General features: G+C 61.6%; 16 protein-coding genes. 8 read left to right on the forward strand and 8 right to left on the reverse strand.

All coding sequences use genetic code 11. From position 1 onward, the window contains the following. Window positions 1–76: 76 nt before the first annotated feature. Together ABWU19_RS12340 and ABWU19_RS12345 are read right to left on the reverse strand one after the other, a co-directional pair. Window positions 77–652 (reverse strand): ABC transporter ATP-binding protein, encoded by a 576-nt coding sequence (locus tag ABWU19_RS12340; protein ID WP_435901995.1) that lies wholly within the window; start codon window positions 650–652, stop codon window positions 77–79. A gap of 21 nt (window positions 653–673) precedes the next feature. Next, entirely contained in the window at window positions 674–1,354 is a 681-nt protein-coding gene (locus ABWU19_RS12345; protein WP_435901981.1) for a cytochrome c biogenesis CcdA family protein, read from the reverse strand. 72 nt (window positions 1,355–1,426) lie between these two features. On the opposite strand from ABWU19_RS12345, the gene ABWU19_RS12350 reads away from it, so the two are divergent. The 3 genes from ABWU19_RS12350 (at window position 1,427) to ABWU19_RS12360 (ending at window position 4,232) form a co-directional block, all read left to right on the forward strand. After that, window positions 1,427–2,452, forward strand: coding sequence for a sensor histidine kinase (locus ABWU19_RS12350; RefSeq protein ID WP_435901982.1), 1,026 nt, complete (start codon window positions 1,427–1,429; stop codon window positions 2,450–2,452). Window positions 2,453–2,558: 106 nt separating this feature from the next. Beyond that, a complete protein-coding gene (locus ABWU19_RS12355) occupies window positions 2,559–3,581 on the forward strand; it encodes an ABC transporter ATP-binding protein (protein ID WP_435901983.1) in 1,023 nt (340 codons plus the stop codon). 12 nt (window positions 3,582–3,593) lie between these two features. Then, window positions 3,594–4,232, forward strand: coding sequence for a thiamine diphosphokinase (locus ABWU19_RS12360; protein ID WP_435901984.1), 639 nt, complete (start codon window positions 3,594–3,596; stop codon window positions 4,230–4,232). Here ABWU19_RS12360 and ABWU19_RS12365 read toward each other — a convergent pair. Then, window positions 4,208–4,705 (reverse strand): hypothetical protein, encoded by a 498-nt coding sequence (locus ABWU19_RS12365; RefSeq protein WP_435901985.1) that lies wholly within the window; start codon window positions 4,703–4,705, stop codon window positions 4,208–4,210. The two genes, ABWU19_RS12360 and ABWU19_RS12365, sit on opposite strands and share 25 nt — an antisense overlap. A gap of 160 nt (window positions 4,706–4,865) precedes the next feature. Between ABWU19_RS12365 and ABWU19_RS12370 the strand changes: the two genes are divergently transcribed. Both ABWU19_RS12370 and ABWU19_RS12375 read left to right on the forward strand, forming a co-directional pair. Beyond that, the gene (locus ABWU19_RS12370; RefSeq protein WP_435901986.1) at window positions 4,866–5,096 is read left to right on the forward strand and encodes a hypothetical protein; all 231 of its coding nucleotides are present in this window, start codon (window positions 4,866–4,868) and stop codon (window positions 5,094–5,096) included. A gap of 67 nt (window positions 5,097–5,163) precedes the next feature. Next, on the forward strand, window positions 5,164–6,339 hold the full coding sequence (locus ABWU19_RS12375; protein ID WP_435901987.1) for a M28 family peptidase: 1,176 nt from the start codon (window positions 5,164–5,166) through the stop codon (window positions 6,337–6,339). Here the strand turns inward: ABWU19_RS12375 and ABWU19_RS12380 are convergent. Beyond that, entirely contained in the window at window positions 6,336–7,997 is a 1,662-nt protein-coding gene (locus ABWU19_RS12380; RefSeq protein WP_435901988.1) for a formate--tetrahydrofolate ligase, read from the reverse strand. The two genes, ABWU19_RS12375 and ABWU19_RS12380, sit on opposite strands and share 4 nt — an antisense overlap. 84 nt (window positions 7,998–8,081) lie before the next feature. Next, the gene (locus ABWU19_RS12385) at window positions 8,082–8,996 is read right to left on the reverse strand and encodes a threonine/serine dehydratase (protein ID WP_435901989.1); all 915 of its coding nucleotides are present in this window, start codon (window positions 8,994–8,996) and stop codon (window positions 8,082–8,084) included. Between the two features lie 94 nt (window positions 8,997–9,090). On the opposite strand from ABWU19_RS12385, the gene ABWU19_RS12390 reads away from it, so the two are divergent. Both ABWU19_RS12390 and ABWU19_RS12395 read left to right on the forward strand, forming a co-directional pair. Continuing rightward, window positions 9,091–9,567 carry a hypothetical protein gene (locus tag ABWU19_RS12390; protein ID WP_435901990.1) on the forward strand — a complete coding sequence of 159 codons (477 nt, stop codon included), beginning with the start codon at window positions 9,091–9,093 and terminating at the stop codon, window positions 9,565–9,567. A gap of 42 nt (window positions 9,568–9,609) precedes the next feature. Further along, entirely contained in the window at window positions 9,610–10,914 is a 1,305-nt protein-coding gene (locus tag ABWU19_RS12395) for a MiaB/RimO family radical SAM methylthiotransferase (protein WP_435901996.1), read from the forward strand. Here ABWU19_RS12395 and ABWU19_RS12400 read toward each other — a convergent pair. Then, entirely contained in the window at window positions 10,911–11,279 is a 369-nt protein-coding gene (locus tag ABWU19_RS12400) for a hypothetical protein (RefSeq protein WP_435901991.1), read from the reverse strand. The two genes, ABWU19_RS12395 and ABWU19_RS12400, sit on opposite strands and share 4 nt — an antisense overlap. Window positions 11,280–11,470: 191 nt before the next feature. Between ABWU19_RS12400 and ABWU19_RS12405 the strand changes: the two genes are divergently transcribed. Next, window positions 11,471–11,797: an HIT domain-containing protein gene (locus ABWU19_RS12405; RefSeq protein WP_435901992.1), complete on the forward strand. Its 327-nt coding sequence runs from the start codon at window positions 11,471–11,473 to the stop codon at window positions 11,795–11,797. A gap of 30 nt (window positions 11,798–11,827) precedes the next feature. On the opposite strand, the gene ABWU19_RS12410 is transcribed toward ABWU19_RS12405, so the two are convergent. Continuing rightward, window positions 11,828–12,598 (reverse strand): metallophosphoesterase family protein, encoded by a 771-nt coding sequence (locus tag ABWU19_RS12410; protein ID WP_435901993.1) that lies wholly within the window; start codon window positions 12,596–12,598, stop codon window positions 11,828–11,830. Beyond that, the gene (locus ABWU19_RS12415; protein WP_435901994.1) at window positions 12,595–13,026 is read right to left on the reverse strand and encodes a bifunctional nuclease family protein; all 432 of its coding nucleotides are present in this window, start codon (window positions 13,024–13,026) and stop codon (window positions 12,595–12,597) included. The genes ABWU19_RS12410 and ABWU19_RS12415 overlap by 4 nt, the downstream gene beginning before the upstream one ends. Between the last annotated feature and the right edge of the window lie 82 nt (window positions 13,027–13,108).

The following is a 13,108-nucleotide window of genomic DNA, read 5'->3' on the forward strand; positions in this document are numbered from 1 at the left end:
GGGGGTGGCGGGGTTCGGGTGGATTCCTGAAGAATGACTATCTATCTAAGGTTGGTATGATATATGGCACACCTGCTCAAGCAGGTTTTAGCTCGACCACCCGGTCTACCAACGGAAGCCAGCTTTTGTCGTGGGTCGCGATGACCACCCCTCCGAACGACCGGGCATAGCTCACCAGGTTTTCCAGCAAGCCTCGCCCTTCTGCGTCCAGCGCTGCCTCGGGCTCGTCTAGCAGCCAGATGTCTGGGTTTTGCAGGCGCAGTCTTGCCATGGCCAGTCGCTTTTTCATGCCGCTGCTATAACTCAACACAGGCTTATCGAAGGGAAGCCCAACCTGGGCTAAGGCCGCCTGAATCTCGCTGCGGCTGTCGGCCCGCCCATCGAGCCGCAGGGCGTAATGCAGGTTTTCGGATCCAGTAAAGTGCCGATGAAAAGCCGGTGGATTGGCCAGAAAACCCACCCTGCCGCCCAGTTTGACCGAGCCCTGGGTGGGGCGCACCAGCCCAGCCAGCACCCGCAGCAAAGTGGTTTTACCCACACCGTTGGGCCCTACCAGGGCTAGGGCTTCGTGTTTAGCCAGCTGGAAATCCAGGTTGCGTAGCACCCAGTCCCGTCCGTAGCGCTTGGAAACCGATACCGCCTCGATCAGCATGGAACTCATCATACGCGCAGATTATTGACCGATTAGGCTCTTCTCCAGGTTCAGCAGCCACTCAGGGGTAATTTTTAGGAAGAAGCTGTTGAGTTGCGTGAAAGAGCCGGTAAGCATCAGAATCCCCACCGCAACCAGAACCACCCCAGCCAGCACTTCGGCCCCATGAGAAAGGCGGGCTGCCCTGCGCAGTGCGGGGCGGATGCGGTCGGCAAAAAGGGCCACCAGCAAAAACGGGACGGCCAGCCCCAGGATATAAGCCAGGAGAAAGCCGACCCCGCCACCCGTGGCCGTGAGGGTTAGAATACTCCCCAGAATCGGGCCAATGCAGGGTGTCCAGCCCAGACCCAGAACCAGGCCGAGCATAAAGGCCCCCCAGGGGCGGCTGGTATCCCCCTGGTAGCGCAAATTAACCCCCCACCTGGGCTTCAGGCCCAGCATGTATAGTCCAAACAACACCAGAATTACCCCGCCCACCTGCCCCAGCAATTGCCGATTCTCGGACAACAGCCCTCCCAGGATGGTGAAGGGCAGCCCCAACAACAAGAACACCAGCGAGAACCCGCCCACAAAGAAGAAGGCGTTGAAAAGGGGCCGTCCCCGCTCCCCGCCCAAATAAAGCAAATAGGTGGGCACCAGCGGTAATACGCAGGGGGACAAAAAAGATAGAATTCCGGCCAGAAAAGCGGCGATCAGGCTCATGTAAGTCAGGATAGCCCAGAAGGATTAGGACATTCGTAATTTTTTCAAGGGTTGCTGGGTATGATCTGGGTGATGCGAGACAATATTCTGGAATATCAGCGTGAACAGCGTATTCGCGCCATATTGGAGGCTATTCCGGACGATATGATGCTGGTGGATTCAGAAGGCAACATCCGCGAATACAAGGCAGGAAAGAGTTCCAGCCATCTGCCTATGGATCGCTTCCTGGGGACAACCCTGGGCGAGCTTTTTGTTCAAAAGGTGGCCCAGGCGCTCCAACAGGCAGTTCGGGCTGTGCTGGCAGGTGAGCAGTCTGAGGAGCTAGAGCTTAACCTGGAGGGGCGGGACTTTGAGGCCCGGACTGTTCCCATGGAAAGCGACACGGCCCTGATTCTTTTTCGGGATGTTACGCATGAGCGTGAGGCCGAGCGGCTAAAGTCGGAGTTTATTGCGGCGGTTTCACACGAGCTTAAAACGCCGCTGGCTTCCATTTTGGGTTTTAGCGAGCTGCTGCTTAACGATAACTATAGTCCTTCCGAGCTCAGGGGTTTTTTGGAGAATATTCAGCACAGTAGCCTGCGGCTGAAGGATATGGTCAACAACCTGCTGGACACCTCGCGCCTGGAAGCTGGTCGGTTTAGCATTGGTAAGCAGCCAGTAGACCTGCAGGCTACCCTGGCCCAGATTGCCCGGAGCTTTGCCGGGGTAGCCAAGCTCAGCCAGATTCAATTCACCCTGGAACTCGCCACACTGCCCATCATCGAGGCCGACCCGGAGCGCATTGGCCAGGTGGTAGGCAACCTGCTTTCCAATGCCTTCAAGTTCTGTCCACGCCAAGGTGCCATCTGGTTGCGGGCTAGGCCACACGATGGGGTGTTAATCGAGGTCGAAGACACTGGCCCTGGCATCCCGCTGGAGGAGCAGGGCCAGCTTTTTCAGCGCTACAGCCGTACCAGAAGCGCCATCGCCAGGGGCATTGTGGGTACGGGCCTGGGGCTTTACATTTCCAAGGCCATTGTTGAGGCCCACCAGGGGCGCATCTGGGTGGACTCGCAGGAGGGCCGGGGGGCCAAGTTTAGTATCTGGCTGCCACTATAGGGGCAGGTGTGAGGAAGTTTGGCGGTTTTCGCTAGCCCACACAGATCCAAGCGCACCCGACCTCGAGATAAAACACTTCCTGAACCGTTTGCTGTAGGCTAGAACCATGCTGCGCTTGGTGGGGCTTGGAAAGAGCTATCCAGGTTTCAGGCTTTTGGCCTCGCTCGAGGTCAGCCCAGGGCAAACCCTGGCCTTGCTGGGGCCTTCGGGTAGCGGCAAAAGCACGCTCTTGCGGCTGGTTGCCGGTCTGGAAATGCCAGAGGCGGGTCAGGTTTGGCTGGACGAGACCGAGATCACCCTGTTGGCGCCTGAAGCGCGTCGGGTGGGGTTTGTGTTCCAGGACTATGCCCTGTTTCCACACCTGACGGTATGGGAAAACATCGCTTTTGGCTTACGGGAGGCCCGCTGGGATGGGGCTAGAATCCGGGAGCGGGTGGCCTTTTTGCTGGAGTTGACCCATCTGGAGCCCCATGCCCAAAAGCGCCCCGACCAGCTCTCGGGTGGCGAACGTCAGCGGGTTGCGCTGGCTCGAGCCCTGGCCAACCAGCCCCGCTTGCTGTTGTTGGACGAGCCACTGGGAGCGCTGGATTTGAAGCTGCGGCAGGAGCTGTTGCTGGAGTTACGGGCCATTTTGCAGCAGATTAGGGTGCCGACCATTGTGGTTACACACGACCAGTCCGAAGCGTTTGTGATAGCCGCACAGGTGGCCTTGCTGAGGGGGGGCTCCATTGTGCAGCAGGGCTCACCCGAGCGGCTTTTTCGCCAGCCCAGGAACTACTGGGTAGCCAGTTTTCTGGGCCACCGCAACTTGTTCACTGCCCAGCAGAGCCGCCAGCTGGGCCTTCCGGCCCAGCCACACCTGCTGCCCCAGGAGGCCATAATGCTGGGCCAGGGAGAAGAAGCGCTTGTTCGAGAGCGCATTTTCAAGGGTTTTGTGGTAGCCCTCGAGCTGGCCTGGCGGGGCCAGAGGCTATACCTGGAAGGCCCGGAGCAGGGGCTTTACCCTGGCGACACCACCCGGATAAGGGTAGATTGGTCAAAGGTGGTTGCGCTGGAAGAAGAGCCGGAGAATGGGCAAGCGCAGATAAGACAACCCCTTGCAGGCCCGGCGGCAAAAAACCATAGCTGAACCTTACCCCACATGCACCCGTTTACCATTCTCTTAAACGGTTCAATCGTTGTAACCCCGCGGCTCAAGGCCCAGGTTAGTGGGAGCCGGGTGATTGTGGCGGATGGTGGTATGGTTCATGCCCAACCTTTGGGGCTCCAGCCGGAGTTGTGGGTGGGCGACTTCGACTCGGCCTCGCCGGAACTCCAGCAAGCCTATCACCACATACCACGTGAAGAACATCCCGTGAACAAGGACTTTACCGATGGGGAACTGGCTATCGAGGCGGCCCTGGCCCGGGGGGCCGATAAGCTGATTCTGGTAGGGGCCCTGGGGGGTCAGACCGACCAGACCATGGCCCATCTGCTGCTGGGCATCCGGCTGGCCCGACAGGGCATTGCCACCCTGCTGACTTCAGGTAGTGAAGAGGCCCATCCGCTGGTGCCGGGGACGCTACAGCTGGATCTGCCGCAACACTCCAGGCTCAGTTTGTTGCCACTGGGCGGCTTTATTGGCCTGAGTATTCGCGGTGTCCGCTGGCCGCTGCAAAAAACCGAGGTGCACCTGGGCAGCACCCGCACCCTTTCCAATGTGGTTTTGGGGCGGGTGGAGATTGAGCTCGAGGCCGGCTATGGGGTGGTATTGGCTTATCCCGAACCTGCAACTTTGTGAAACTCGTCCAAAAACAACCCCAGCTCTTCGGCCAGGTGTTCTTGCTCGAGCATGGCCTGCCCAAAAACCGCAGGGTCGTCCAGCAAGCTGGGCAAGCGTAGCCAGCCCAGGTAATACCGGCCCGCCAAACCCGGCTCCTTTAGCCGCAGCCGCTCGGTGTGCGAGAGGAGGGTCTCGAAGGCTTCGGGGCTAGCAAGCACCGGGCATTGCTGTGGGGATAAACGCTTTAGAAAGGCTTTGAGCAAGCCAGGGTTCGACCAGAAACCATAGTTGATGTCGTCGGTGATTTGCTCGATGCGCGACAAAAGCGCAGGATCGCCCTGGCGGCCTACCAGCCTGCGCACGAGCTCACTGCGCCGCAGGCGCAAGGTCGCATACTCGCTTAGCGAGTAGAGCCTGCCGGGAAAAAAGTCCAGGGCCTCGCGCAGGCGGTGCGCTATCACGTAGTCCTGGTATTCCCTGAAGGGATCCACGACCCTATTGTGCGACAAGACGACAGCTTAATGGAAGATTACCCCCGTTTGTGGGTTGGGCCCCCGGGCTGTTCCTAAATCCAGTCGGTCTTGACCTGTGCTAAACAGAAAGCTTCGGGTGGGGTGAAACCTGTATGGGTATATCGCGGTATATTCAGGTATGGATACCCGCGGCTGGGTTCTCAAAGCCATCGAGACACTACAGTTTGCCAGCGAAAAGGATATTGTGCGCTGGTTGGATGAAGAGGGTGAAAACCTCTCCAGAGACGAGCTTCGGCGCACCCTCGAGCTTCTGCTCAAAGAAGGGGTGCTCGAGCTAAAAAACGACCTCTTTCGCCTCAAGCGCAAGAACAGCAATCAGCAGGCCTTTGACAAGCTGTTCAAGGACTAGACGTCTTCATATGGTGTTTTCGCCCTGCAACCCATCCAACTCATGTGCTGGATGACTAGATTGAGACATGGGTAAAAACGCGTTCTTGCGGGCAGCTTTAGGGCTGGTGGCCTTTGCGTTACTGGCGCTGGCCCAGGCCTTTTCGCTCGAGCGAATGCAGGCCGACCTGCAGGCCTTGCTATCGCAGGGGCCGCGGGTAGCGGGTACCCCGGCGGCGGCAGCGGCAGGCGAGTACCTGGCCGCAGAACTTCGCAAGGTAGGCTACACTGTGGAGTTTTTTCCCTTTGCCTACAACCGCACCCGCGACCAGGGCTCGAGCCTTCAGGTGGGAGGGGTCAGTTTTCCGGTCAGCAGCGTGGCGGGCAGCCCTGGCCGACGGGTTGAAGGGCCGCTGGTGGTGGTACCGGGTGCGGGTCTGGCGGCAGACTTTGCCAACCTGAACCTGCAAAACAGCATTGTGGTGGTGCGCCGGGGTGGAATTCCAGGCCTGGAGAAGGCCCAGCTGGCCGCCCAGCGGGGGGCCCAGGGCGTTGTCCTGGTGACCGAAGAACCCAGCGGTACCCGTTTTAGCTTTGGGGGCAACAGCCCCATCCCGGGCGTGACCATCTCCTCTGGCGACGGGGAGGCACTTTTTGCTCTGACGGGAAGTCGGGCCGTACTGGATGCGCGCATCGTGACCGAGGAGGTGCAGGGGCGTAACGTGATCGCCAGGCGGGGCAGCCAGAACCCCCTGGCCATTGTGGGGGCGCACTACGACTCGGTGCCTGGCAGCCCGGGCGCCAACGACAACGCCTCGGGTGCCGTGACGGTGCTCGAGCTGGCCCGCCAGCTGGCAAATAGCCCCCTCTCCGAGCACATCTGGTTCATGTTTTTCGATGGTGAAGAGGATGGCCTGTGGGGCTCGAGGCGCTTTGTGGAACAGCACCTCGAGCTCGTACGGGGCCTCAAGGCCATGCTCAACCTGGACATGGTGGGGGTGGACGTGAACGGCAGCCTGGGCATTGGCGGCAGCCAGGAACTGCGGGCCTTGGCCGACTGTAACGCCCTGCAGGTGGCCTGTGGTAGCGCACCGGGGGGTGGCAGCGACCACGTACCTTTTGCCCAGGCCGGGGTGCCGGTGCTCTTCTTCTTCCGGGGCCTGGACCCCAACTACCACCGCCCCACCGACACCGTGGCCGACCCGGTGCTCATGGCCCAGACCGGCCAGCTGGTGCAGGGGATTTTGCAGCGCTTGCTGCGCTAAAACAAGCCGCGAATCTGCCCCGTCTCGTCCAGCCCAATGCTAAGGGCCGCGGGTTCTTTGGGCAGGCCCGGCATGGTCATAATCTCACCCATATAGGCCACCACAAAGCCAGCCCCGCACTTGGGCTTGAGGTCGGTGACTGTCACGCTAAAGCCCTCCGGGCGGCCCCGCAGCCTGGGGTTGTCGGACAGGGAGCTGGCGGCTTTGGCAATAATGACCGGCAGGCTGCCCCAGCCTTCTTTTTCCAGCCGCTTGAGGGCTTTGCGGGCCTCCTGGGTGTACTCGACCCTGGCCGCGCCGTAGACCTGAAGGGCCACCTGGGCAATCTTTTCTTCCAGGGGCTGCTCCAGCGCATAGGTAAACCTGGGCTGGCCGGGGTTTTCCAGGGCCTTCAAGACCATCTGGGCCAGCTCCACCCCACCAGCCCCCCCGCGGGCGTGTACCTCGCTGAAGGAGACCTGCACGCCCTGCTGGGCTGCAAATTCCTGTACCAGGCGGAGTTCTTGTGGGGTATCGTTGGGGAAGCGGTTGAAGGCCAGCACCGGCTGGTAGCCCAGGAGCCGCACATTTTCCAGGTGCTTGGCCAGGTTGGCCAGCCCTCTGCGCACAGCCTCCGGGTTGGGCTGGGCGTACTCGTCGTGTCCACCGTGGAAACGCAGGGCTCGCATGGTAGCCACCAGTACCACCGCCTGTGGTGCGAAACCCGCCTGACGACAGACCAGGTTGATGTATTTCTCGGCCCCCAGGTCGGAGCCAAACCCGGCTTCGGTTACCACATAGTCGGCATACCCCAGGGCCATGCGGGTCGCCGCTACCGAGTTGGTGCCGTGGGCAATGTTGCCAAAGGGCCCCATGTGCACAAAGGCGGGCTGGTGCTCGAGGGTCTGTACCAGGTTGGGGAAAAAGGCCTGCTTTAGCAGTACGGTCATGGCCCCCTCGGCGCCCAGGTCGCGGGCGAACACGGGCTGCCCCCCCAGGTTGTAACCGATGCGGATGCGCCCCAGGCGTTCTTGCAGGTCGGCCAGGCTGGTGGCCAGGCTCATGATGGCCATTACCTCGCTGGCCACTGTGATCTCAAACCCGGCCTCGCGGGGTATGCCCTGGCTGGGCCCGCCCAACCCCACAATGACCTGCCGCAAAGCCCTATCGTTCATATCCAGGGCGCGCTTGACCTCGATGCGGCGCACATCCAGTCCCAGTGCGTTGCCCTGGTGCAGGTGGTTGTCTACCAGGGCCGAAAGCAGGTTGACTGCGCTGGTAACGGCATGAAAATCGCCGGTGAAGTGCAGGTTGATCTCCTCCATGGGCAGCACCTGGGCATACCCGCCGCCGGTGGCCCCGCCCTTGATGCCAAACACCGGCCCCAGGGAAGGCTCCCGCAGGGCCACCGCTACCTTTTTCCCCAGCTTGCCCAGGGCCTGGGTCAGGCCTATCGCCACGGTGGTCTTGCCTTCGCCTGCCGGAGTCGGGGTCATGGCCGTAACCAGGATGAGCTTGCCCTTAGGCGCGGGCGGCGCGCCCAGCACTTTGGCCATGTGAGGGCCATAGTGGAACAGCGCCTGGGAGGGGATGCCCAGACTGGCGGCCACTTCTTCGATGGGTTTGAGTCTGGTCTGACGGGCGATCTCGAGGTCGCTCGGTGTGGCAGTGGTTTCCATGCCTCTAGGGTACGCCCAGAAGCTGGCGATAAAAGTCCCTTGCAGGGCAAGCGGTCAATACTTTTTGAACCTGGCATTTAGGGATCAGGGCATCCAGTTGCCGCCACACACGATCACTGCGACACGCTCGGGCAGGTCGTAGTGCATGAGCAGGGGCCCTAAAGCCAGCCCGGCGGTGGGCTCCACCACCTGTTTGAGCCGTTGCATCATCAGGTGCTGGGCCTGCAGGGTTACCTCGTCGGGTACGGTAAGGATGCGGTCTACATGGCTCTGCATGACCGGGAAGGTTTTCTCCCCAACCACCAGCGTGCGCACCCCATCGGCCACGGTCTGGGGGGCCTGCGCCAGCTTAACCCGCACGCCCGCCCGGAGGCTTTGCTGGGCGTCGTTGGCCCCCTCGGGCTCCACCCCAATCACCGCGCATTCCGGGCGCAGGGTTTTAATTACGGTAGCAATGCCAGAAATCAGCCCTCCACCCCCTACCGCTACCAGCACAGCCTCCAGCTCAGGCACCTGCTCCAGGAGCTCGAGGGCCTGCGTACCCTGCCCGGCCATGACCCGCAGGTCGTCAAAGGGATGGATAACCTCATAGCCAGTCTGCTCGGCCAGCCCTCGCATCACCTGCTCGCGGTTCTCCACCGTTACCCCCTGGTCGAAGACCTCGGCCCCATAGGCGCGGGTGGCGGCTTTTTTGGTAGGGGAGGCGTCCTCCGGCATCACCACCAGGGCGGGAACCCCAATCACCTGGGCCGCATAGGCCACCCCCTGGGCGTGATTACCCGACGAGACCGCAATCAGGCCCCGAGGGTTTTTCAACTGAAGGGCTGCGTTGAGGGCGCCCCGGGCCTTGAAACTGCCGGTTTTTTGCAGGTGTTCGGCCTTAAAGAAAAGGGTCTTGCCCAGCAGTGCATTGAGCCCCCAGCTGCTAAAAACCGGGGTTTGGTGAATATAGGGGGCAATGCGGCGGGCTGCCTGTTGGATGTCGTCCAGGGTTAGCACAGCCCCATGCTAACAGGAGGGCACGTAACGCCCAAGGCTTTTGTAACGCTCAGAAAATCCCTTGCTGTAAAACGGTTTGCCCTACAGTGGTTCCATGCGGATACTTGCCGAGGCTATTTACCAACTCGAGCCCGGTCAAATGCTGGTCGGTCAAACCCCCACCGCGCGGGAGCTGCTCAAGCTCTGGATTCGCCGGCACCAGACGGGCTTCGACCTGTACGTGACCAGCATTTTAGAAGCCCAGGAATCCCCAACCCTGCGGCCACGCAACATAGTGAGTAACGACCTGGTCTCCTGTGCGGAAGTGCTGGAGGCTTTGCACTACCTCGAGGACGTGTACCCGATTGCATTTCATGTACTAAAGAACCTTCCCGTGACGCTGCGTGAGGCCACCCCCGAACTTTTGCAGATGCTCGAGGAGCAGATGTTGCGCGTGGCCCGGAGCACCGTAACGGGCGAGTCTGGCCCCGACGACCCCCCGGCCCAGGTGGTGCGCTTAAAACCACTGTGCGTGCTGGAGGAACACGAGTCCGATGACGACTTCGCCGCGCTCGTCCTCACCGACCCTTGACCGAACCTCCCCCACTGCCCCACAATGCCCCTGATGGAAGGGGTGCGGCTGGCGGTAAAAACCCTGGGCTGCAAGGTTAACCAGGTGGAATCGGATGCCCTGGTGGGCCTGCTCAAACCTTTGCACCCGGTGGTGGTGCCCCTGGAAAGCGGCGCCGACCTGGTGGTTATCAACACCTGTGCTGTAACCACCAGCGCCGAGGCCGATGCCCGCAAGGAGGTGCGTCGGGCCCGCCGGGCCAACCCGGCGGCTTTTATCGTGGTTACGGGCTGCTATGCCGAGCTGGCCCCCGAGCAACTGGCCGAGCTGGGGGCCGATGCGGTACTGCCCAACAGCCGCAAAGCCGAGCTTCCCGGCGTTATCCTGCAGCACTTTGGCCTTCCCGCCGACCCCATCACCACACCCCCCAACGAGTTCTGGGGAGCGGGTGAGCGGGGCCTTTTGAACAACTATGTGCGGGCTTTCCTCAAGGTGCAGGATGGCTGTAACGTGGGCTGCGCCTACTGTATCATCCCCCGCCTGCGTGGGCGCGAACGCCACCGGGGGCACCAGGAGGCCCTGCGGGAAGCCGAGGCCTTGCTGCAAGCAGGGGTTCAGGAAATTGTGCTTACCGGCGTTCGCCTGGGCTCCTACAAGGGCCATCCCGGCGGGATTGCCGGGCTGGTAGAAGAGCTGGCCCTGATGGGCGCTAAGGTGCGCCTGTCTTCCATCGAGCCTGAGGACACCGGGGAAGAGCTGCTCCAGGTGATGGGCCGCTTTGCGCCCCAGGTGCGCCCCCACCTGCACCTCAGCCTGCAAACAGGGTCGGCCCGCTTGCTGGCCCTGATGGGCCGTCGCTACGATAAAAACTACTACCGTGCCCTGGTAGAGCGGGCTTCTTTGCTTATCCCCGGCTTCGCCCTCACCACCGATGTGATTGCCGGCCTACCCACCGAGACCGAGGAGGAACACCAGGAAACCCTGGCCTTCCTGGAGGAAGTACGGCCCAGCCGCGTTCATGTGTTCACCTACACCCCCCGTCCCAAAACCCGTGCAGCCGCGCTACCTCAGGTGCCCATCGAGGTGCGCAAGCGCCGCAATAGGGAGCTTCAGGTCCTCGCGGCCCGCCTGGCCGAAGCGCGGGTGCGGCCCAAGCTGGGCCACCGGCTCGAGGTGCTGGTGGAAAGCTTTCGCGGCGGCAGGGCCTATGGTCACACCCCGGACTACTACGAGGCCGAGCTTACCGGGCCGGTACGGGTGGGCCAGACCGTCTGGGTAAGGGTAGAGGCCATTGCAGGTTATACCCTGCAGGGGCGGCTGGAAGCCATTAAGGAAGAGCCCGCCCGCATGCTGCTACCGGTGCTCTAGCTCTTGCGCCGGCGCTCTACCCAAAAGCGCACCACAAACCCCAAGCAGATGAACAAGGTGGCAAACTGGGCCATAACTGCGATGGGGCGTTCTACCGTGCCGCCACCCAGGATGGTAATGAAGCCGGGAATGCCCTGCAGCGAACCCAGGACACCCAGCACGGCCAGGCCCAGGGCAATATTCATGGCAAGGGTTTTGTGGCTGGGGGACTTATCGGCCCAGATGCCCAACAGGGCAATGGCCAGGCCCAACGCCCCCGGAATCAGGGCGGTAGGGGTGAGGCTGGTGCTCATGACGGCCAGGGTGGAAACCAGAATCAGAAAAACGCCGGTCCAAAGGGCTCTGGCTGGCAGACTGTTACCCATCTGAAACCTCCTGGTGTTTCCCGAAAAGTGGGGGGCATATATGCAGGCTGGGGGTTGACATGGTCAAAGCCTAAGCGGGGTGGCGAGAAATTACTGTAACCGCATCGGTCATCGGCAGGGGGTTTCCCGGAGACTGGGCGGTGGCGCTTTGATGTGGCCTGCACCTCGGCCACTGCGGTAGATTATGCCCCATGGAGAACCCTACCGTTTTTGGCAAAATCATCCGCCGGGAACTGCCAGCCAGCATCGTTTACGAGGACGAAGAGTTTATTGCCTTCAAGGACATTCGCCCGCGCTCTAAGGTGCATATTCTGGTCTGCCCCAAAGAGTACATCCCCACCCTGGCCGACTACCCCGACACCGAGGAGGGCGCCCTCAAGCTGGGCAGGCTTATGCTCACGGCCAACAGGATCGCCAAGCAGATGGGCCTCGAGGGCTACTTCATCCGTATTCATGTGGGGGAGAAGGGCGGGCAGGAGGTTTTTCACGTGCACGTGCACCTGCGCTCGGATGCCTGATGTGGGGGCAAGCAGGAGCGATGCAACTCGCTACGGCCTCCTGAGCTCTACCTGGTCTATGACGTCGTTTTTATCGTTGTAGGCCGTAACCTGTAGCCACTGTGCGGTGGCCTCGAGGACGAGGTAGTTGGGGCTTTTGAGCCGCACTTTGCTTTGGGGGCGCACGCTCACAAAACCGCGCAGCCAGGCGCCGCCGCCGCCCGAAACGATGTGAACAACGCCTTTGGCCAGGAGCCGCTCGTAGCTATGTTCGTGGCCGGTGAGTACCAGCGCTACGCGGTACTGGGTGAGCAGGGGCTCGAGGGCCTGGCGTAAGGCCCGGCTTCCCCCATGCAGCCCCGAAGAGTAGAGGGGCCGGTGCAGCACCACCACCCGCCAGGGTGCTTGGGCTTTGCGCAGGGTGTCCTCGAGCCAGCGCCGCTGGGCGAGGGAAAAGTCTTCGCTGTACAGCACGATTATATCCAGGTTTTCGATGCGGACGTGATAGTAGGCCTGTTCCTGAGCAAAAAGCCTTAGCTGGCTGGTCAGGGCGGGGACGTCGTGGTTGCCAAAGGCGGGGTAGATGCGCACAGGGGGAAGCTCGTCGAGGTAGCGTTGTACCGGCTCGCCCCGGGGGTAGAAATTGTCGCCCAGGGTGAGCAGGGCTACAAAGGGCCTGGCCTGGTGTTGTTGCTGGATGGCCTGGGCCACCAGCGGACGGTGCGGGGTCTCGGCCCCCCAGTCGCCCAGCACGGCCAGCCGCTGGGCCAGCCCAGGCAGACCCAGGGCCAGCCCAAGCAGAAGGGCCGGCAGCAGCCTCATGCCTTGGGGGGCTCTCCCTGGCGGGTCAGCTGCGACTCTTTTATCCCAGCCTGCTCGAGGACCTGTTCAGCAATCAGGATGGGAGCCCCAGCCCGGATGGCCAGGGCGATGCCGTCGGAGGGGCGGCAGTCTATCTCGTATTCCAGGCCGCGCTGTTCCAGCACCAGCCTTCCGTAAAAGGTGCCGTCTTTCAGTTCGACAATCTCGAGCCGCAGTACCTTTACCCCGAGGAGCTCGAGGGTGTTGTAGAACAGGTCGGGGCCCAATGGGCGGGGTGGTTTCTCACCCGAGAGGTGCACCATGATGTTCTGGGTTTCCAGAGCCCCGATCACCACAGGTAGCAACAGGTCGTTCTCGGCCTTGAGCATCACGATCAGGTTGCCGTTTCCTGGGTCTACCCCCATACCTTCGATACGTGCGGGTACCATGCTTTGAGTATACGCACCTGGCCCGGGAGCCAGGCTCTTATCATATACAGCATGAACCCGAACAAACCCATACCCAGCCCCA

Origin of the sequence: Meiothermus cerbereus (genome assembly GCF_051297115.1) — a bacterium.
Lineage (GTDB): Bacteria > Deinococcota > Deinococci > Deinococcales > Thermaceae > Meiothermus > Meiothermus cerbereus_A.

Bases quoted from the DNA above. Each gene is read 5' to 3' on its own strand.
- ABWU19_RS12355 (WP_435901983.1), top strand. From the start codon at position 2,559: ATGCTGCGCTTGGTGGGGCTTGGAAAGAGCTATCCAGGTTTCAGGCTT.
- ABWU19_RS12410 (WP_435901993.1), bottom strand. From the start codon at position 12,598: ATGAGGCTGCTGCCGGCCCTTCTGCTTGGGCTGGCCCTGGGTCTGCCT.
- ABWU19_RS12375 (WP_435901987.1), top strand. From the start codon at position 5,164: ATGGGTAAAAACGCGTTCTTGCGGGCAGCTTTAGGGCTGGTGGCCTTT.
- ABWU19_RS12340 (WP_435901995.1), bottom strand. From the start codon at position 652: ATGCTGATCGAGGCGGTATCGGTTTCCAAGCGCTACGGACGGGACTGG.
- ABWU19_RS12350 (WP_435901982.1), top strand. From the start codon at position 1,427: ATGCGAGACAATATTCTGGAATATCAGCGTGAACAGCGTATTCGCGCC.
- ABWU19_RS12360 (WP_435901984.1), top strand. From the start codon at position 3,594: ATGCACCCGTTTACCATTCTCTTAAACGGTTCAATCGTTGTAACCCCG.
- ABWU19_RS12345 (WP_435901981.1), bottom strand. From the start codon at position 1,354: ATGAGCCTGATCGCCGCTTTTCTGGCCGGAATTCTATCTTTTTTGTCC.
- ABWU19_RS12390 (WP_435901990.1), top strand. From the start codon at position 9,091: ATGCGGATACTTGCCGAGGCTATTTACCAACTCGAGCCCGGTCAAATG.
- ABWU19_RS12370 (WP_435901986.1), top strand. From the start codon at position 4,866: ATGGATACCCGCGGCTGGGTTCTCAAAGCCATCGAGACACTACAGTTT.
- ABWU19_RS12405 (WP_435901992.1), top strand. From the start codon at position 11,471: ATGGAGAACCCTACCGTTTTTGGCAAAATCATCCGCCGGGAACTGCCA.
- ABWU19_RS12400 (WP_435901991.1), bottom strand. From the start codon at position 11,279: ATGGGTAACAGTCTGCCAGCCAGAGCCCTTTGGACCGGCGTTTTTCTG.
- ABWU19_RS12415 (WP_435901994.1), bottom strand. From the start codon at position 13,026: ATGGTACCCGCACGTATCGAAGGTATGGGGGTAGACCCAGGAAACGGC.
- ABWU19_RS12380 (WP_435901988.1), bottom strand. From the start codon at position 7,997: ATGGAAACCACTGCCACACCGAGCGACCTCGAGATCGCCCGTCAGACC.